The following is a 19,717-nucleotide window of genomic DNA, read 5'->3' as shown; positions in this document are numbered from 1 at the left end:
GCCACCACTTATCTAATAACAACAGGTTTGAAGAAAATTAGTTTCTGAATAAATAAATTTATATATGAGTAAATAATCGTGAATTGTACATATTAATCAATTAACCATTTCTTGCCATGCTGCGCGTGCGAGTGCAGCACTGGCAAGGGCAACCAGACAAATCAGGGCTGCGCAACCAAGCCATCCATAACGCGCGAAAAAAGGAGCGGGAGCAACAGCCCCAACACTGCCACCTAGATAATAGCAGGTAAGATAGAGGCCAGTTGCCGCAGACCGGCCCGTTTTGGCATGACGCGCCGTGTAACCAGTAGCACAGGATTGTCCGGCAAAAACGGCCATGCAGGAAAGAGCCAGCCCAACCACGATAGAAGGGAGATAGAGGGGAAGTGTGAGAACAATTCCTACAATTCCGGCTATTTGTGAGAGCAGAAAAGCCTGTGTGCGTCCAATCCTGCCAATAAGGCGCCCAAAGAAAGGTGTAACCAAGACTGGCAATAGAAAGACCACAAATAGGGCGCCAACCTCTAGAGAGGTCAGGCTGAACGGTGGCGCTCCCAAACGTAGGCTCAGATAGGTAAAGGAGGTGACCTGCTGAAACAGCAAGCTGGCGCCGATAAAACAGGTGGCTAGTAGCCGCCAGTCCTGCGTGCCTTTTATGACACTTTTTAAACTTTCAGAAAGGGAAGGGCTGGGTTTGAAATGGCGCTCCGTAGGTAAACAAAACACGGCAAGAGCAAGCACGAAAGAAAGCAAAACCGCAAAGACAAGAAATGTAGAAAGCCATCCCGTTAATGCAGCGGCTGCACCTGCAAGAAATCGGCCACAGAACCCACCGAACGCCGTACCCGCAACATACACACCGTTTATGGTGGTTGCGGCACGCCCCGACCATTCCTCGGCAATATAAGCAAGGGCGGCGGTAAAGATAAACGGAACCAGTAACCCTTGTGCAAACCGTAGGGAAAAAAGAGCAGCAAAGCTCCATGCCAGAGCGCAGCTAGCGGTTGTGACAATCAGCCCGATAAGCGCAATTATCATAATGTGTTTGCGCCCAAAGCGATCTGAGATAGCACCCGCCAGCGGGGCAGCAACTGCAACGCCTAGCGTGGAGGCACTGATTGTCCAGGTGCTGGCCCCCAGGCTAACGCCAAATTGCCGTGCAATATCGGGCAGGATAGGCTGAGTGGCATAAATATTCAGAAGCGCACAACTACCTAAAGCAAAAAGAGCTATTATTTTACGAAGAGGAATCTGTGTGGTTGCACCCGTTTCATTCCTCATTACATGCCCCCGGAACAGTTCATGATTGACCTCGTAAAAATATCCATGCAGACAGGGCCTTGGGCGCACGTTCTAAGACGTGTCATTGCTATTATTCAGTACAACAGATTTATGAATTAAAGAGTAAACGCAAGAGCCGGTTTCCCTTGCGCGATATTGTGATGAACGCACGCAAACTGTTTTGTAAACATGATGATGGGGCTATAATGAGATCCAGACGTGCTTCATCTCATGCAGCTTCTATTCACATTGGGGGAGTAGCTTTAGCACGGCAGCGTTGTGCATAGGCACTGGGGCTATATCCTGTGTTCTTTTTAAAGGCTGCGGCAAATGCCCCCAGGTTTTCGTAACCTATAGCAGCGGCAACATGGGTAACATGATCACCTCGTGCCAGTTTTTCCTGAGCATTGAGAATACGTAAGCGCTGGCGCCATGCTGAAAACTGCATTCCCGTAAGCGCCTTTCAAACTCACACACGCGCTTTGCGTGCCAACCTTAGTCGGCTGGAAATCGATATCCAGCACATAGTGAAGCGGCCACAGTGCACGTAGCACGTATTACACACCTCTCTGGTGAGGAAAGTCTGATCAAAGTTGTTGCCTTTTATCAGTTCAGAGCAGGCCGCATCTGTCTTGTTGATGAACTAACCCATCTTTTGAAAGGCAACGAGAAAGACCAAAACCTTGGAGCATTACAATGAAAAACAAGCTCTATTCGTACAGCCTTCATCGCCGACAGAGCTTAAGGCATTACGGGCAAACGGGCAGGGGTTTACTTATGGTTCGGCATTACTGATTGTATTTTGCTTACCAGAAACAAAAGGTAAAATTTTGCAAAATTTTTGAACGCAAGACAGATTGTGCTGCCGATGGCTACGGGCAAGCTGCTTGCTTGGATCCGTAGCCACTAATAAAAATCAATAAGGCTTGCTCTTACAGGAAGAAGAGCCCTGCATAAACAGCGGTTTCCTATTACTTGTTCTTAAGTTTTGCCTCCCATGCGGCCCGTACTTCGGCAGGTGTCATTTGCTTTTGTTGTCCCTTTTTTGGCCTTTCAGCAGGCGCAGGTTTCTTGCCGTTTGTTGCGCGGGCTTGCGTGGAGGAAGGCTTTTGTTTTCCTACTGAACCGCGTGCATGAGAGAGTGCTCCAGGTGCAATCCCGGCGGCAGGATTGCTGTTCACTTCCTGAACAGCGCGGCTGCACAGAGATTTGTCACCTACACCGAACTGAATGGTTGGAAGCAAGGCAAGCGGCGGAAAAACAAATCCAAGCCCGGTAGCTGCGGCTGCGCGGCCAATAATTTCGGCACCGGGAAGAACCATGGGGGATTTGATAGGCCCGGTAATATGGAATGCACCTGGTAGCGAAGCAATTGTGGGATGTTGTGAACGCGTGGTGAGTTCATAATCCAGCTTGTTTGTGCGGAAATTGATAGTGCCTTTACCCAATGTGCGGGCTTCGCCCGTTTCAAGCAGCAAGGTATTGGTTGAGACAATACCATTCTTGAGCGGCATATCCGCAATAAAGCAGCGAATATCTGTATGGGATGGAAGACCAATCGCACTAAGAACAGCATTAGCCAGTTGCAGACCCAATACACTCGGCAAGATGGCTGTAATATCCCCCCCTTGATCCAGAACCAGCGTAAGGCCCCCATTACCTGCGGCCATCAGAGAGGCAATGGAATTACCTTTCGCCTTGAGTGTCATATGCCCGCCAATAATACCTTGGGCTTTTGAATTTGCGGTAGCCTGCATAATGCGTGAAAGGTCAATGCGGGCAAAATCGATACGCGCGGTCGTATCAAACAACTTTCCGTCTGGCTTGAGGGTAGCGGAGCTGGCCAGAGTGCCATTCCCCACTGCAAAATTCAGGCGTTTCAGATCAATGGCGCCATCGGTCACAAAAAATTCGGCGTCAATATTATCAAGCGGTACTTTCTGATTTTCGATGTGCGCACCATGATACGTAACATGTGCATTTACAGCATTCAGTTTGGGAATGTTGATAGGGGTATCTGGCAGCACCGTGTTGCTTTTGGCTTCCGCTTTTTCTTCTGCCTTTGTCTTGTCAGGTTTTGCGCCAATAAAACCTCCCAGATCAACAAGGTTTACTTGTTTGGAATGGAGGTCTGCCTGTACGAATATGGGCTTTTCATGTGGGTTGATTTCAATGGTGCCACCAATATCACTGCTGCCCATCTTGCCTTCAAAATCTTTAAAAACAACATGTTCGCGCGTATAGTTTAGGGCTCCCGTAATGCTGTACGCAGGTGTGCGTGGAATGGGTACACCGGTAAGCGGATACAGCAAAGACATATCAGGCCCGGCAAAGTGCAGTTTGAGATGCGCCCCACTGAGTGTGAGCGGATGCACAACATCCCCTTTCAGCGTGGCTGTGGTAGGGCCATTTTGCACGAACAAATCAACCGGATAAGGCTCCTTATCAGCAACAAAGGAGAGAACAGTGCCCCCTACAAAGCGGGCTGTAATAGGTTGCTGCGCATAACGTCCTTTAGCTGTAAGACGCAAAGATCCGCGGTTGTTGCCTTGCGGAGGCGTGGTTTCCACTCCCATCTGCATATCAGCCTGTAGCGGATCATGCCGGACATGCAGTGCACCATTGGTAATACGCAGTTCTCCAATATCAGGAAGGCTGCTGGCCTGCTCCGTCTTGTTCTTGTTTGCTGGGGCGGGTTTTCCGTCTTCCGTAAAGGTGTAATTATTTTCACCATTCTTGCGGGCAAGAATGTCTGCTTTGGGCTCAGTAAGCGCTATCAGCGGGATATGAAGCGCGCGATGCCATAGGTAGGACCAGACATCAACTGAAACGGTTAGCTCCTTAGATTGAGCAAACAGATCTTTTTCCTGATCAAAGGTCTTGGGCTGTTCTATCCTAAGGTTTTCCACCCGAATAGTTGTCACACGCCCAAGCGCAACGTGCAGATGCTCAATAGTGGTCTTGCGGTGGAGTATTGCCGTGGCACGGGAATTGACCAAAGGTACAAACCAATCCCATGACCAGAATACAATCAGCAGGATAATGGCCAGCAGAAAACAACCTAACCCTATCAGCACCGGGTGCGATTTTGCGGGTGTCTGAGGGGGTGTTTCAGTCATAAAGCGTGCTCCTTGAAGGCATAAGGCCACAAACAGATAAAAACTTAAAATATATCAGGGATAGAAAGTGTTATCCCGGTATTGCATTTATATAACAAGGCAAACGTTATGTTTGGTTGCGAAGTTCCTGCCCGTTACCAGTCTGGCACAATGTGCCTGTCAGAGAACGGCAGAAAGAGAAGGTATGTTCCTAAAAAAGACACTGGCTCTAAATATGGCCAGAGATACGAGAATACTGCATACCTGCAACGCTTTTCGTTTGAGTTGTTGGTTTACTCTAAGAGCTATGCCTAAAAATGTTCTATGACCTCAGCTCTTCCAGCACAGACCGCCAGCCTTATTCCTCGCGCCCTTCGCCATGCCAATGGCATAAAACTGCGCAAGATTGCGCCACGTACCCAACAGGCAGAATGGCATCCCCCAAAAACAAGGATAGATCCGGTGTCTATCCTTGTTACGCAAGGGGAGCATCGAATCAGCGCATTATTACCAGTGCGTTATGCACGCATGGCCGTTTCTCCCTTTGCCTTTTTACGCGGCGCGGCTGCTGTTATGGCAGCAGATTTGGCCGGAACACTTTCCGCTGGTCTAAAAGTGCAAAGCTGTGGAGATTGCCACCTGGCCAACTTTGGCAGTTATGCCTCTGCGGAAGGAACCGCAGTTTTTGATATCAATGATTTTGATGAAACGCTTTCCGCTCCATTTGAATGGGACATCAAACGTTTAGGCACCTCTTTGGTGCTGGCGGGGCGAGAATCTGGGCTTTCCGAGGCATCTGCACGTAATCTGGCACGTAGCATGGCGCAATGCTATGCGCAGGAAATGGTGCGCCTAGCCCCTATGAGCCCTTTGGAAATCTGGGCAGAACGCATTGATCTTTCGGCCGCCATTGCGGGTTTTCAGGACAAACAAGCCCGCAAAAAAGTCCAGAACCTGCTAGATGCACGCCTGGAAAGTGCGCGTACACATTTTGGCCTTGTGGCAGAAGATTACGGTACACTACGCCTAACAGAAAAACCGCCCTTGGTGGTGCGTCTGCCAGAACAGGATGAGGCAATACGCGCAGCCTTTACCCGATATATTGCAACACAACCGCCTGAACGTGCCATTCTGCTTTCTCGCTACACGTTGCAGGATGTTATTTTTAAGGTTGTAGGCGTAGGCAGTGTGGGCACGTTTTGCGCCATAGGCCTATTTTCGACACCAGATAATGAAGTTTTACTGCTTCAAATCAAGGAAGCGCAGGTTTCTGTTCTAGCTCCATATCTTCCACCCTCGGTATTCCACAATCAGGGTGAACGCGTTGTGGTAGGGCAACGTATTATGCAAACAGCATCTGACGCGTTTTTAGGCTGGACGCATAGTAGCGGCACAGATGAAGTAGATGGCGAAACGGGAAGCCTTCCTGTTGGGCAGCGCCAGTTTTATGTGCGCCGGCTGAAAGATCAGCGTTTGGCTGCGATTGGGGCAGAATTTGCACAGATTGGTCTGCCAGATTATGCGCTTTTATGTGGTCGCACGCTTGCACGCGCTCATGCGCGTTCTGGTGATGTTGCCACTTTGGCGGGCTATCTGGGTGGAGGACGTGCTTTTGCAGATGCCATTGCGGGTTTTTCTGTTGCTTATGCAGATCAGACAAAAGCTGATTGGAAAACCTTCTGTGCAGCCATTAAAGCAGGGCGCATTTCTACTCTCCCTTCTGCCTTATCATCCAAAGAAAACGTATCTTCAAAGAAGAAATCTTAATTTCACAATGTTTTCTGGTGAGAGGTGTAGGGCTTACATGCGTCTCTTACCAAGAAGAGCTCATTAAATTAGGAGTGCCTGTTACCCAAAACATCATAAGTCCGGCTTTTTAGCCATTTTTTAGGGCTATAGGTTTGGGCTTTACAAGAAACCGTCCAGACGGTATGTTTTGTTCATGACAAGCCATAAGACACGTACAAACAATCCGGAATCTGTAAAAAGCAATCTTTTGGATGCTGCTGCTGAAATACTGATTCATGAAAGCGCACAAAAACTGACACTAAATTTGGTTGCGCAAAAGGCGGGTGTTAGCAAAGGCGGCTTGCTCCATCATTTTCCCTCTAAGGAGAAACTTCTTGATGGGTTGTTCCATCGAGAACTCAATCTTTTTCGAGATGAAATACAGGCTGCTATGGAAAAAGATCCTGTTGAAACAGGGCGGGCAGCGCGTGCCTATATTGGCTTGGGTAATGCATCTAACCCGCAGGATAAAAGCTATATTATTCTGCGCCAGTTGCTATCTATCATGCTGTCAGACAATACATTGTCTCAAGAATGGACGCGCATTTATTGGCAAACAATAAAATCTACCGGGCTTTTTGAAGAAAGTTCGCCGTTAATGATTTTATGCTGCTTAGCAGCAGATGGGTTGTCATTATGGGAAATATTAGGTGCTGACAAACTGAATAGCATTAATTACGAAGATATTCAGAGTATTATTGAAAAAATTACATATTCTAAACGGATAGACCAATGAAGGGGTTTTTGTACATATTCTTTACGGTAGTTTCCGAAGTAATCGGCACGGCAGCACTGAAAGAAGCACAGAATTTCACAAAGCCTCTCCCAATTTGCGTAATGAGTGTTGGGTATGTGCTATCGTTTCTCTTTCTATCCCTTGCCTTAAAAGTTACGCCTATGAGTGTTGTTTATAGTGTATCTTCTGGGTTGGGTATTATTTTTTCGTGCCTTATTAGCCGGTTTTATTTCAATCAAAGTTTAGATTACTCGCAAATATTAGGTATTATTCTTATATTTTTTGGTGTCTTGTTGTCAAACGGCACCAATGTTCACAATACGTAAAATCTCTAAAACTCTCAAAATAGTGCAAGTGCATAGTTGTAAGTATTATGTGGTATCAGATCAAAAAAACAAAAGTGCTCTATAAGACTTTCTTAATTACCACTCTTATATCTATGAGTGCTTGTAAAGAGAAATACAGTAAACCTGTGGCGCCACAACCAAAACCAGTTGAGGCCGTTCAGGTTGTCCCTGCTGATAATAATTTATCACAATATGTAGGTTTTTATACTGCTCAGCATATAATATCTGTCTCTACGCTACGAGAAGGAAAAATTAAAAGTATTTCTGTCAGCGAAGGAGAATTTGTACATAAAAATGATATTTTAGCTATTATGCACAATACAGATTCAAAACTTCTTCTGGCACAAGCGCAGAGTGAGTTTGAAGCAGCGCATGCCAATACGCTTCAGCTTTCTGATCTTGTAAAACGTAGTAACGGTTTGGATACTATTGGCGCTTTATCTACAAGCACAATAAAAGATCGACAATCAGCTCTTTCTATGGCCCGTGCAAAGGAAAAAATTGCAAAAGAAGCCGAAAAACTGGCTGAAAGCCAAGAACAACAAAGCATGGTGCGGTCTCCAGAGGATGGAATTATCATAAAAGTTTCTGCCCAGCCCGGTGCATTAGCCGGGGTTGGGAGCAAGATTATTGTAATGGCAGCAGGCAACCCCGAAATTGACGTAGAGCTATATGATTCAAAGTCCGTAAACATTGGTGAGCAAGCCAAAATTACGATTATAGGAGATACACACCCCATTGTTGTGAAAGGGGAGGTTGTGCGTATCAGCCCATATTTTGATCCTGATACAAAAGTAAGACATGCACGGCTAGCATTAAAAAATCCGTTACCAATACCATTGAACACTTCTGTTTTTGTTACACTCTTATCAGAACAAGTAAAAAATTTTGTTCGTGTGCCTCTTACTGCAATTTTTTACACAAAAAATACGCCCCTTGTTTGGGTGGTGAGTAAAAATAAACAGCATATTGAGGAGCAAAACATCACAATTGTAAGCTTGAAAGGGCAAGATGCTATTGTAACAGGCCTTTTACCCGAACAACTTGTGGTTTCAAGTGGCCCAGACCTTCTTCAGCATGAAGACCTCGTAAAAATTGTGCAGATGGATGAGCATTCATGATGTCTCAAAAATTCAATCCATCTCGTTGGGCTGTGGAACATCCTCAGCTTATTGGCTTTCTAATGATTATCTCTGTCATTGCTGGGGGATGGCAGTTTATCAATCTGGGGCGTGCTGAAGATCCTAATTTTACATTAAAAAGTATGACAATTTCGGCCCAATGGGCTGGAGCAAGCCCGGATGCATTGCAGGCACAAATAATAAATCCATTGGAACAAGAATTACGTGGTATAGATTTTTTAGATACTCTTTCCACATACTGTAATCAGTCTTTTTGTGTTACGCAGGTTTCTTTAAATGATAATGCGCCCAAAGAGCAGGTTCCACAAATCTGGCAAAAAGTTCGTAACAAAGTAGCTGACGTTTCTCCTACTTTACCAGAAGGAGGAACATTATCTGTAAATGATGATTTTGCAGATGTTTATGGTTATACCTTTGCGCTGACAGGGGCAGAAGTCTCTAGCCTTTCTCCAATCGCCAAGAAAATAAAAACTGGTTTTCAGAGAATTCCCGATGTTGCAAAGGTGCAAATTATTGGGGAAATTCCAGCAACATTTAATATAGATATAGATCCTATTCGGCTAAAAAATGTAGGTATGGGCCTGGCTCAATTTTCTGAGGCCATACAGCAACATAGCCTTATTGCATCAGGCGGTATGCTGGATTTTGGCATTGACATGCCTATTGATGTTTCTGGTGCCGTTTATAATCAGGAATCCATAGAACAGATCACGTTGCCTTCAAAATCTGGCAACTTGCACGTCAAAGACATTGCAACTGTTAGCCGGGGCTATATTGATCCGCCATCCAGTATTGTGCGGTATCATGGCAAACCAGCACTCATTATCGCCGTGGCAATGGCAAAAGATGGTGATGGTCTTACCTTAGGTAAAAAACTAAATACCGAGCTAGATAAAATAAATAGTGAACTGCCAACAGGTTTGAAATTTGTTCAAGTTGAGGATCAAAGTAAGATTATTAAGGAAGCCGTAAATACATTCCTGTTAAAATTCTTTTTTGCGCTTCTGGTTGTACTGGTTGTAGCATTTGGAACACTCGGATTTCGAAGCGGAATGGTTGTGGCATTTTCAGTGCCGCTTACCTTATCTTTTGTTGCACTATACATGAAAATATCTGGCATTGGTTTAGAGCGCATTTCTTTGGGTGCTTTAATACTATCCCTCGGCCTATTGGTTGATGATGCTATTATTAGTATAGAAGCCATGATTGTGCAGTTATCCAACGGTGCCAGCAGAGAGGATGCTGCATCCTACGCGTGGGAACACACGGCTTTTCCTATGCTTACAGGCACTTTAATAACAATTATAAGCTTTTTACCTGTTGGAATAGCCAAATCTACAACAGGTGAATATGCTGGTGAGATTTTCTGGGTAAGTGCTGCTGCACTGCTTTGTAGCTGGGTTATAGCCGTAATTTTTATACCTTTGCTTGGAGTATGGTTTTTACCACAACCGCAAAATACATTAGGAAATACACCGTCTTTAGAAACAAAAAGCATTCTTGCTTTACGTAAAATTCTTGAATGGGTTGTTGTTAGAAAAAAAACCGTTTGTGCCGTAACTCTTACTCTTCTTGTTATGGCAATATTGGGCACATCTTTGGTTAATCAGCAGTTTTTTCCTCTATCTGATCGCCCAGAACTGATTGTTGATGTTGCATTGCCACCCGGAAGTTCACTTAGTAAAACCAATAAAATTGTAAGCGATATTGAAAGCAAGATATTATACTTGCCATTTTTGGCTCATATTGAAACACACATCGGAGATGGCGCCCCCAGATTTTACCTGCCTTATATACCAGCCAGCCCAAGTGCTTCACATGCAACATTGCTTTTAGTTGCTAAAGATTTAAATGCTCGGGAAGAGCTCTTCAAAAGTATAAAAAATTTCGCGAATGGTATTCCCGCAAGCCTTCATGTGCAAAGGCTCTCTTTGGGGCCAACGGCTGATTTTCCCGTGCAATATCGCATTATTGGTTCAAACATAGATAAAATTATAAATATATCGCATGAAATAAGAGATATCCTTAAAAATACATCCGGCACATCTGATATACAAATTGATTGGGGCAATCGTACACTCTCTGAATCATTTCAACTGGATGCAGAAAAAGTAGCTCATTTTGGAAGTAACCGTATTGCTATTGCACAACAAATGCAGGCTTTTCTTTCTGGAGAAGAGGTAGGTAAAATTTTTAATGCGGATAATCATCGCAGCCTAGTTATCCGTGCAGAAGAAAAATTCCGTCATAATCCACAATTATGGGGACTGCTTCCAATACAAACGCAAATGGGAAATGTATTTCTAGGCCAATTAGGGTCTTTGGAAATTAAACAGATTTTCCCTGTGATATGGAGAAGAAATGGAGAACCATGCATAACAGTTCAATCTGATGTTATGCCGGGTATTGAGCCCTTGGAAATTGTAGAGCAGATAAAACAGAAAATAGATAACATAAAAAAGCATCTTCCATATGGTTATAGGGTAGAAGTAGGGGGAGACGCCGAACTTTCTGAAACAGCAAATGATGCCATATTTGCTTTATTGCCCCCAACAATTGGTATCATGCTGCTTGTTTTAATGCTGCAATTGCAAAAATTCAGCCGTGTTGTGCTGGTTTTATGCTCCAGCTTTTTGGGGCTGATAGGTGCCGTATTGGCTTTACTTATTTTTAAAGCACCATTTGGTTTTGTTGCCTTGTTAGGTTTAATTGCTTTGGCCGGAATGATTATGCGCAATACCATATTACTGGTAGATCAAATAGAATATAACAAACACAATGGTTTAACGCTAAACGCATCTGTTATTGATGCAACAATATTGCGTGCACGCCCTGTTATACTTACAGCTCTGGCCTCTGTTTTTGCCTTCATTCCGTTAGCATTTAATATTTTTTGGGGGCCTATGGCCATTGTCATGATTGGGGGATTGAGTGTTGCTACATTTCTTACTCTTCTTTCCTTGCCAGCTTTTTACTTGGTTATATTTAGTGACAAACAAAAAGATAAGGCTGCACAATGATTTTTATGTTTTCTAAATCCCAGAAAATTAAAATTGTATTGTTATTGCCAGTCGCATTTCTGGAGGCATGCTCCTTACAGCCTAAAACATCACTCCCAAAAGTAACATTACCACAAGCTTGGGAGAATACACCGGCCCAACAGTTTTATGGCAAAGCACAAAAAGACTGGTGGCAGAACTTTCATCAGCCAAAATTGAATAACCTTGTAAGTATTGGGTTGCAGGAAAATATTGATATCAATATTGCGTATGAAAAACTGCAAGCATCTCGTATTGAAACAAAAATAGCCTATGCAGCAAATATGCCCGAAATTAACGGCACAGCAGGGTATAGCAGAAATTATACATCTACAGCAGGCATAGGAGATGTATTGCGGCCTTTATTAGGGTTAGACCAAGGTGGTTCTTACCTAGAACCTAAAGGAGTTTCTTATAGTAATTTTAATACGGGTATGTTTGCATCATGGGAACTAGATTTATGGGGGCGCTATAAATTGATGCGAAAGGTGGCTGATGCCAACCGTCAGGCCTTTCAAGATGATATTGAGGCTGTGTCTCTTTCATTTGAGGCAGAAATCTGCCGTCTTTATTTTCTTTGGGTCAACCTTACCCAAATGGTAGAGGTTGAAAAAAAAGCATCGAATATTTTAAAAGAAATAGAGACCATAAATAACGCCTCGTACCAAAGGGGCTTGATATCACAAACAGTTCTTCTTGAACAAAGTAATCAATTTCATAAGGTTTTTATGAAGTATCAGGAACTAGATAATACGCAACAGGCTGTACGTCGGGCGCTTTCCGCGCTGGTATATAACCGTCCTGATGCTTTATCTGTGAATGATCAGAGTTTCTCACCTATTGATTATACTCAAATCACACCAGCACCTTTAAAAATTCCGTCCGTATTGGTGCAAAGTCGGCCAGATATTCGTGCGGCTGAGCAAAGATTGCACGCGGCTTCGGCTATGGTTGGTATTGCTAGAGCAGACTTTTACCCTCGCATTACGTTTTCCGGCGAATTGTCGATAGATGCGTTAACATTAACCGAGTTCGGGTGGGGGGCACGAAATACCCAATTTGGCCCAACGCTGACTTTACCTATTTTTGAAGGTGGCAAAATTGCGCGGCAAGTGGAATTGCGCCAATCCGAACTCAAAAACGCTGGGCTGGAATATAAACGAACAGTGCTGAATGCATGGAAAGAAACAGAAGATGCACTCGCCAATTATAATATGACACGCGCACAGTACGGCGATGCCGCGCAGATGGCTGAAAATGCAAAAATAAGTGAAAAAAGGGTAGGGGCTTCTTACCGTCGAGGAGATGAATCCAAAGTAGAATTTCTTGTCAGCCAGCTCGCAAGCCTAGATTGTGAGATCGAGCTTTTGAACATGCAGCAACGTTTGATGGAAAATTACATTCGCCTATATGTCGTTTCAGGCGGGTAACGTGTAGCTCTATCAAGAGCTACACAGAAGCCAACGCCAACCCCTCAGCAACAGAAACAAACTCCCCACCCAATTCAACCCGATCTTCTCCAAACCGAGAGGTAAAGAGTTGCCTAACTGCTGGCACAAAAGATGTGCCCCCAGTTAGAAACACCCGGTCAATCTGCTCTGGAGCCAGAGAGGCTTGACGAAGCGCTTGGTCAATACCTTCACCCAGTTTGGCAATATCTGGGGCAATCCAACGGTCAAAATCTGCACGAGAAACGGTTGTTTTAATATCTAGACCGGGCTGCGAGAAAGAAAGCTCAGCACTTTCAGCAGAGGACAAAGCGCGTTTGGTAGCGGAAACTGCGTTGTAAAGTTCCTGCCCATGCTGTTCACGAATAAGCTCGATCAGGCTTTTTAACTTTTCCGGTTCAGAAGCTGTTCGGGCAACATCTGCAATCTCGTTAAGAATACGCGGTGTGCGCATAAGAAAGAGACGGTGCCAGCGTGCTAGAGAATGATACCACTCAATAGGCACCGGAAGAGGCTCGCCCCCCATGATGCGGAACGTGCAGTCACGTCCAAGGTAAGGGGCCACAACATTATCAATAATACGGAAATCAAACTGATCCCCAGCCAACCCCACACCTGTATGGCCAAGAGGTTGCGCCTGTTGGTTGCTGGCGGGGTCAAAACGCATGATCGAAAAGTCACTCGTGCCGCCGCCAAAGTCTCCCACAAGCACTGTTGCGGGCCGATCCAACCGCTGCATAAAGCGCCAGCCAGCCGCTTCTGGCTCCATCATAACGCTAACATCGGCAAACCCTGCTTGCTTAAATGCCGCCCGCAACCGAGCTTCACCCAAAGCATTATCTGCATTTTCGCCCACAAAATGGACCGGCCGCCCAACCGTAACATGGCATTCTGCCGGGGTAATATCTGTAAGCGCCATCAATTCCCGCAGGAAAGTGGCAATCAGATTTTCCAACGAAAGGCGCTGGCTAAATACCTGTGTCTCACGGAAGCTGGATTGAGCCAGGTAGGACTTCATGGACATGATAAGGCGCGTTTCGGACGGATCATCAAGATGCGCCTCAACAGCATAAGCGCCTACGGCACGTTGGAGCAGCCGCCTGCCACCTTCCATTTCTTGCCACAAAGCAAGAAGTGTGGGGCAGGTTTCAGAGGAACCACCATCCGGTGTGGGGAATGAAATGGTCTGGATGGTACGATCAGGACGTGCGATAACGATGACGCTATTGGTCGTACCGAAATCAATGCCGATCTGGATGGGGCGGGCTGAAATAGTCATGGCTGGCGGAAAATAGTGCCCACTTGGCATACTGTCTATGCCTCTGATGCGCTACTGCGCCAGATATCTGCGTTTTCCTGATAAAGAACGGGATATTAGTTCAGGGCATGAGTTGGAACAATCACCTTCAACGCACCATCCGGCAGGGGCCGTTGCAGTTGAAGGGCTTCTTCTGCTGGCGCATTCATCCATATATCCAATTCTTCCGGCTGTGTGAGAATAACTGGCATAGCCTTGGGATGGATTGCCCCAACTTCTCGGTTGGCTTCTGTGGTCAAAAACCCAAAGAGGTCATCCGTTGTTTCTCCGTCCGCCAATTTGCGCACGGATGTCCACTGGCACCAGATACCCGCAAAAAATGCCAAAGGCTCATCATCATTACGAGCAAACCATATGGGTTGTGATTTACCATCTGGCAGGCGCGTGGGTTCAGAAAAAGCTGTAAGTGGCACAAGACAGCGATGCGTTACATGCTCCCAACGTTTCCACCACAGAGAGGCTGGGTGACGAATGTTGGTCACACCCCGGTCCACCTTATGCCCCTTAAGATAATTTGGAGGCGTAGGCATACCCCAACGTGCCATCATCAATTCTCGCCCTTGCGCAGTATTGCGCACAATTGGCGCCATTGTGTTGGGGTAAATATCTGGCAAAGGCTGAAGATTGCCCGTGAGATCTACCGCCACCTTTGCAACCTTGCGAATGGCCTGTGGGTTGGATGTCATGGAATAGAGATTACACATCTGCTTGCTCCAAAGGCGCATTAATCCATAAGATGACCATGCGGCTGCTTTAACGCTTCTATCAGTTCAAGTGTATTCTGTGTGGCTGCACCAAAGGTGGTATTATCATAAATTGTCCACACATCTGTGCCACATGCATTCAACGCAGCAACGCTGTTTGCGTGCGCCTGCACAGTTTCTACACTATACAGTGATTCATAAATGCGCGGAGAACCGTGTAGCCGAAAATAGGCGAGCCCATTCCAGCCTCCGGGCAGTGCGGCAGAAGCAAATCTGGCCGGATCTGCCGCAACCCGTGAGACATGCTGCCTTTTCAGCATCTTATCAACTTCTGGCTGAAACCAGCTCTCATGCCTTGGTTCCAGCACAACAGGGCCGTTGATTATGGCTTTCAAATCATGAAGAAACTGTTCTGCAATCTCTCCAGGATAAGCAAAATTTGGAGGTAGCTGAACCAGAATGGGGCCGCGCTTATTGCCTAAACCACTGGTTTCCTCAGCAAAACGTGTAACAAGATCCTGACATCCCACAAAACGCTGCTCATGCGTAATTGCCTTGGGGAGTTTGATGGAAAAGCGGAAATCTGGCGGTACGCTTGCTGCCCAGCGCACGTAAGTTTTTTGCTGATGAGGACGATAGAAGCTGCTGTTAATTTCCACAGCAGAAAAACGCGTACCGTAGCGTTCAAGATGCGTGCCGGCTGAAGGGAATTCTGCGGCAAGTTTGCTTGGAACCGACCAGCCCGCAACACCGATGCGAATAGGCATAATAATCTGCCTTAATGTCCTAAGGTTAAAAGAAGGCCCTGCCATTTTGCAAAATAATTTGTTTCTGGTGATAATCTTGCAGTGCTTTGTGATGAGTTACGCTGATAATTGTACACTGCGGCAAGAGGGTTAGCAGCGCATCGTAAAGGCAGCGTTCATTGGCAGTATCCATGGCAGACGTGGCTTCATCCAGAAACAGAATGGAAGGGCGAAATAGAAAGGCCCGTGCCAAGGCCAAACGCTGCTGTTCGCCACCAGACAAAATATTCTCCCATACTTGATCTTCATCTAGACGAGATACGTATTCCCCCAGATTAACCGCATGAAGGGCAGCCTCATAGGCGTGCAGGTTATGTTGCTCTAGGGGTAAGGGGTAGGAAAGGGCTTGCCGTAAAGAGCCCGTTGGTACGTAGCTTTGCTGCGGAACAAACATAGCCTTTGCACTGTTAAGGCACACATCTCCACTGCCATAAGGCCATAACCCGGCTAAGCTGCGTAAAAACGTGCTTTTTCCGCTGCCTGATGCACCATAAATAGCCCATCGCTCACCCGCTTGAAATGTTAGGGTGCCAAAGTCCAGCAATGTTTGCCCGGAAGGCAGATTAAGAACCAAATTATGGGTTGAAACTGTATTTTCGTTTGTGGGTTTGCACACAATGCCTTGGGTAGGCTTCTGCTGTATTATGCGTTCAAATTCAGCAAGACGTTGCAATGTAGAACGTAAACCGGCCAGATCCGTGTAATTATCAATAAACCATTGCAAACTTCTTCGAACCTGCATGAATGCGGCATTAATACGCGCATAAGTGCCAAACGTAAGCGCATGCGCCATAATTTTGGGCACAAGCAAAACCCATAAAATAATGGAAGCTGTTTGATTATAAAACGTTCCTACAAAATTAGCGCGCCATGTGTAATGCACAACCTTGCGCCAATTTTTGGCGATGTGTGCAAGATGGGTAGAAAACCGCAGATGTTCAGCGTCTTCCCCTTTATAAAAAGCAACCTGCTCAGAATTACGCCGCAAATCAAGCAGGCTTGCACGCAAATCAGCATCATAATGTTGTTGCTGATAATCGGCATGAACTAAGGGGCCACCTACTTTTTCTATAAGTAAAGAAACCAATACGGTAACAATAACTGTTCCAAAAAACAGATAACCGGGAATATGATAAACATGCCCCCAAAGCGGCACAGATAACGCGCCGCCGATTTCCCATAAAACAATAGAGAATGACAGCAGCGTCATAACCGCCTGAATAGCATCCAACCCCAGTTTGAGGACAAGGGTTGTCATTTGCGCAAGGTCATCTGCAATACGCTGGTCTGGGTTATCTGCCTGCGTGGCATCATGCTCCAAACGGTAATAGGTAGCATTTTTTAGGTAGCGTTGAAGATAGACCTTTGTGTTCCATAAGCGCCAACGCATGGAAAGGATCTGTGTCAGGTAAGTTTGCAGCACGTAAATGCCAGCCGAAAGAGCGCAAGCCGCAATATAAATCGGTAACATGCCCAAGGCGTTGCGCACATGGAACGCAAAAAAGGCATCAAAAAATTTCTGATCCCAAATACCCAACCATACGGCCGTACGCACATAAAGCAGAGAAAGCCCAATAATCAGGCCCAGCAGGCCCCATGCTTTCCACTTTTCTGCGGATACCCAAAAAGGAAACAGGATTTTCCAATCCGCAAGAGAGTGGGAAGGAGAAGGTTTATCAGTACGTAGCACGAAGCGTTGCCATAAAATTACGAGGGGCTGCGGGAAAGTTGAACTGCCATATACCACTGGCGCGTTCGTAATAATGGCGGTTTGTCAGGTTATATGCATTTAGTTGCAGGCGCAGGTTACGGTTGATTTTATAACCAATCATGCCGTCCATTGTCATGTATCCGCCCTGTACGGTTGTGGCGTAACTTCCGCGTAGATTGCTGTTGGCATCTATTCCAACCCCTATGTTCAGGTCTTTCAGCCGTCCATCTGGCACAGTGTAATGCACCCAAGATTTGAACATGTGATGTGGGGAATAAACACCGCCAAAATCGCTTACGCGGGAATTGGAAACTTTGGTGTCCAGGTACGTATAACCAATAGACACATCCAGATTAGGCAGGATTTGCCCATCAATCTGCATTTCCCACCCTTGGCGGCGAATAGGCCCGGTAGTGACGTAAAATTGTGAATGCAGCGGATCTTGCACCGGTTGGTTTACGCTCTCCATCCGGAACAGTGCAGAAGAAACATTCAACCGACCATGAAAATATTCTGCCTTAAAGCCCGTTTCAATCTGGTTGCCACGCTGGGGCGTTAGCCCGCCACCGCGATAGGTTTCCTTCCCCACAGAAGGAGTGAAAATACTGGAGTAACTGGCATACCAAGAGATATGGGGCGTAATTTGGTAAACAGATCCAAGGTAAGGTGTCAGCTCTCCATGTATATTGGATGTTGTCTGCCATTGTGTTGCTGGTGCAGGAGCAATATCGCGGAGTTTCTCGTAATAGCGTGAGGCACGCCCGCCCAGAATAAGGGAGAGCTTTTTAGTCAGCTCAAACCGCAGTTGGCCATAAAATCCCCATTGATAGGCGTAATCATCCTTACCCCAGCCATTGGCATTTGTGGCATAGTTAAAACAGTTTGCCGCAGGTTTTTGAACAACATCCGTGTTGTTTATGCTCACATCGTTATAGATGGCGTTACAGTTGTTGTTGGCATACTGCGTAACCTGTTCGTACGAATTATAATTGAAGCCGAAAAGCGCATGATGCATGCGGTTTAGAAAATGGAAACTGCCTTGGGCATAAATATCTGCAGAGTGTGATGCGTTCGTACCCTTAAAAGCGGAAATACCTTGATCCCGATACTGTAGGGTTCCTGTGGTGGGGTCTATCTGGTTCCATGGTTCATTATAAAGCGTATTATAGCTTTGATCATAAAACGTGCCGCGCGCGGTTGCAGACCAATCCCCCCAGAGCTTCTGGTTAAGTGAGGCAATGGTCTGCTGTGTCATGTAATTGGAATATCCCCAGCGCTGGCTGGGGTTTGCAGAGCGGCTGCCAGACCATAACGTATTGGCCGTTGTAAGCGGCAAACCGTAATAAGGGGCCTGATTATCCTGCTGTTGCGCAGCGTGAGAAACCATAAAGGTAGTGCGCGGGGTTATATCCCACTCCAACACCCCATAGGTTTGCCATTTGCGGGTATGGGCGTATTTGTAAAAGTAATTATTATCTTCAAACAGATCCGCCGTGCGGAAACGAAGAGTTTTGGATTTGTTGAGCGCTACCGTCATATCCACATCTGCACGGTAGTTGTTAAAACTTCCAACACTGGCAGCGCCGGTTAGCGCAAAATCCTGCCCCGGTTTTTTGGTAACTTCATTTACAACGCCACCCGCGCCACCAGCCCCCTGCAAAAGGCCCGAAGACCCACGCAACACCTCGATACGATCATACATGGAAAGATCAAAACTAGCGTTATTCAGCGTTCCGGAAGCATTTGGCGTGCTGTCCACAGAAGTTGTAAGCTGGTAGCCGCGTGAGTAGAAATTTGAATTGGCCGTAGAAGCTGGCATAACGCGAATACCGTTAATCTGGCGCATGGCATCTGTCATTGTCAGCATGTTGGAATCTTCCATACGCTGCTGTGTAATAACAGATACAGACTGCGGAATATCCTTCAGCGCAACTGGCGTTTTCCCCCATGCTTCTATTGTTGGCACGGTGTAGGAATGCCGGGTGCCAGATCCATATACGGTAATATTCTGATGGGTTGTTTCAGCAGACGCATGATTTACCGAAGATGAACACGCGCATGAAGACCCAGAAGCACTGCACTTTTTAGGCGCATTGGCTGAGGTTGGCTTGCAAGCGGTGGGCAGGGAAGCAGCCGAGGCTGGCGCACAAATAAGCGAAAGACCGCCTACCATAACCCCAAAACATGGGAGTATTCGAAAAATACGAGACATACATATCTGTCCTGACAGCGTCATACATAAAGGCTGACAGGGCAGGTTGATGTATCCAGCACATAAGGCTGGTTCCCGCATTAAGGCG

At 46.1% G+C, this 19,717-nt stretch carries 13 protein-coding genes and 1 pseudogene; 6 read left to right on the top strand and 8 right to left on the bottom strand.

The annotated features are described in order from the left end of the window. Positions 1-96 precede the first annotated feature (96 nt). The 3 genes and pseudogenes from WG31_RS07190 to WG31_RS07180 form a co-directional block, all read right to left on the bottom strand. Positions 97-1,281, bottom strand: a complete 1,185-nt coding sequence (locus tag WG31_RS07190; protein WP_063354079.1) for an MFS transporter — start codon at positions 1,279-1,281, stop codon at positions 97-99. Positions 1,282-1,525: 244 nt separating this feature from the next. Beyond that, a pseudogene (locus tag WG31_RS14935) lies at positions 1,526-1,735 on the bottom strand (helix-turn-helix domain-containing protein); the annotation flags it as partial. A gap of 517 nt (positions 1,736-2,252) precedes the next feature. After that, positions 2,253-4,400, bottom strand: a complete 2,148-nt coding sequence (locus WG31_RS07180) for an AsmA family protein (RefSeq protein ID WP_063354078.1) — start codon at positions 4,398-4,400, stop codon at positions 2,253-2,255. Between the two features lie 303 nt (positions 4,401-4,703). Here WG31_RS07180 and WG31_RS07175 point away from each other — a divergent pair, with 303 nt between their 5' ends. From WG31_RS07175 to WG31_RS07150, 6 genes are all read left to right on the top strand, one after another. Then, positions 4,704-6,146 (top strand): DUF2252 domain-containing protein, encoded by a 1,443-nt coding sequence (locus tag WG31_RS07175; protein WP_063354077.1) that lies wholly within the window; start codon positions 4,704-4,706, stop codon positions 6,144-6,146. A gap of 175 nt (positions 6,147-6,321) precedes the next feature. Beyond that, positions 6,322-6,903 carry a TetR/AcrR family transcriptional regulator gene (locus WG31_RS07170; RefSeq protein ID WP_063354076.1) on the top strand — a complete coding sequence of 194 codons (582 nt, stop codon included), beginning with the start codon at positions 6,322-6,324 and terminating at the stop codon, positions 6,901-6,903. Next, complete coding sequence (locus tag WG31_RS07165; protein WP_006115494.1) at positions 6,900-7,229, top strand: DMT family transporter; 330 nt, start codon at positions 6,900-6,902, stop codon at positions 7,227-7,229. Before WG31_RS07170 ends, WG31_RS07165 begins: the two co-directional genes overlap by 4 nt. Before the next feature lie 47 nt (positions 7,230-7,276). After that, a complete protein-coding gene (locus WG31_RS07160; RefSeq protein WP_063354075.1) occupies positions 7,277-8,371 on the top strand; it encodes an efflux RND transporter periplasmic adaptor subunit in 1,095 nt (364 codons plus the stop codon). Beyond that, the gene (locus WG31_RS07155; protein ID WP_063354074.1) at positions 8,368-11,412 is read left to right on the top strand and encodes an efflux RND transporter permease subunit; all 3,045 of its coding nucleotides are present in this window, start codon (positions 8,368-8,370) and stop codon (positions 11,410-11,412) included. The genes WG31_RS07160 and WG31_RS07155 overlap by 4 nt, the downstream gene beginning before the upstream one ends. Beyond that, positions 11,409-12,860 carry an efflux transporter outer membrane subunit gene (locus WG31_RS07150; protein WP_245191460.1) on the top strand — a complete coding sequence of 484 codons (1,452 nt, stop codon included), beginning with the start codon at positions 11,409-11,411 and terminating at the stop codon, positions 12,858-12,860. The genes WG31_RS07155 and WG31_RS07150 overlap by 4 nt, the downstream gene beginning before the upstream one ends. Positions 12,861-12,879: 19 nt before the next feature. Here the strand turns inward: WG31_RS07150 and WG31_RS07145 are convergent, their stop codons facing one another. The 5 genes from WG31_RS07145 to WG31_RS07125 are packed head-to-tail and all read right to left on the bottom strand — an operon-like array spanning position 12,880 to position 19,710. Further along, positions 12,880-14,196: an Hsp70 family protein gene (locus WG31_RS07145; protein WP_082823157.1), complete on the bottom strand. Its 1,317-nt coding sequence runs from the start codon at positions 14,194-14,196 to the stop codon at positions 12,880-12,882. A gap of 56 nt (positions 14,197-14,252) precedes the next feature. After that, on the bottom strand, positions 14,253-14,900 hold the full coding sequence (locus WG31_RS07140) for an SOS response-associated peptidase (protein ID WP_063354911.1): 648 nt from the start codon (positions 14,898-14,900) through the stop codon (positions 14,253-14,255). A gap of 20 nt (positions 14,901-14,920) precedes the next feature. Beyond that, on the bottom strand, positions 14,921-15,667 hold the full coding sequence (locus WG31_RS07135) for a DUF72 domain-containing protein (RefSeq protein ID WP_063354910.1): 747 nt from the start codon (positions 15,665-15,667) through the stop codon (positions 14,921-14,923). A gap of 25 nt (positions 15,668-15,692) precedes the next feature. Next, the gene (locus WG31_RS07130; protein WP_082823156.1) at positions 15,693-17,453 is read right to left on the bottom strand and encodes an ABC transporter ATP-binding protein/permease; all 1,761 of its coding nucleotides are present in this window, start codon (positions 17,451-17,453) and stop codon (positions 15,693-15,695) included. Next, positions 17,383-19,710 (bottom strand): TonB-dependent siderophore receptor, encoded by a 2,328-nt coding sequence (locus tag WG31_RS07125; RefSeq protein WP_063354072.1) that lies wholly within the window; start codon positions 19,708-19,710, stop codon positions 17,383-17,385. The genes WG31_RS07130 and WG31_RS07125 overlap by 71 nt, the downstream gene beginning before the upstream one ends. Between the last annotated feature and the right edge of the window lie 7 nt (positions 19,711-19,717).

The organism is Acetobacter oryzifermentans (assembly GCF_001628715.1).
GTDB classification, from domain to species: domain Bacteria; phylum Pseudomonadota; class Alphaproteobacteria; order Acetobacterales; family Acetobacteraceae; genus Acetobacter; species Acetobacter oryzifermentans.
The sequence above is the reverse complement of the archived record's forward strand: the minus strand, read 5'-3'. Positions and strand labels throughout refer to the sequence as shown.

Excerpts from the sequence above, each read along its gene's own strand:
- WG31_RS07190 (WP_063354079.1), bottom strand. The coding sequence starts at position 1,281 with ATGAGGAATGAAACGGGTGCAACCACACAGATTCCTCTTCGTAAAATA.
- WG31_RS07180 (WP_063354078.1), bottom strand. The coding sequence starts at position 4,400 with ATGACTGAAACACCCCCTCAGACACCCGCAAAATCGCACCCGGTGCTG.
- WG31_RS07175 (WP_063354077.1), top strand. The coding sequence starts at position 4,704 with ATGACCTCAGCTCTTCCAGCACAGACCGCCAGCCTTATTCCTCGCGCC.
- WG31_RS07170 (WP_063354076.1), top strand. The coding sequence starts at position 6,322 with ATGACAAGCCATAAGACACGTACAAACAATCCGGAATCTGTAAAAAGC.
- WG31_RS07165 (WP_006115494.1), top strand. The coding sequence starts at position 6,900 with ATGAAGGGGTTTTTGTACATATTCTTTACGGTAGTTTCCGAAGTAATC.
- WG31_RS07160 (WP_063354075.1), top strand. The coding sequence starts at position 7,277 with ATGTGGTATCAGATCAAAAAAACAAAAGTGCTCTATAAGACTTTCTTA.
- WG31_RS07155 (WP_063354074.1), top strand. The coding sequence starts at position 8,368 with ATGATGTCTCAAAAATTCAATCCATCTCGTTGGGCTGTGGAACATCCT.
- WG31_RS07150 (WP_245191460.1), top strand. The coding sequence starts at position 11,409 with ATGATTTTTATGTTTTCTAAATCCCAGAAAATTAAAATTGTATTGTTA.
- WG31_RS07140 (WP_063354911.1), bottom strand. The coding sequence starts at position 14,900 with ATGTGTAATCTCTATTCCATGACATCCAACCCACAGGCCATTCGCAAG.
- WG31_RS07135 (WP_063354910.1), bottom strand. The coding sequence starts at position 15,667 with ATGCCTATTCGCATCGGTGTTGCGGGCTGGTCGGTTCCAAGCAAACTT.
- WG31_RS07125 (WP_063354072.1), bottom strand. The coding sequence starts at position 19,710 with ATGCGGGAACCAGCCTTATGTGCTGGATACATCAACCTGCCCTGTCAG.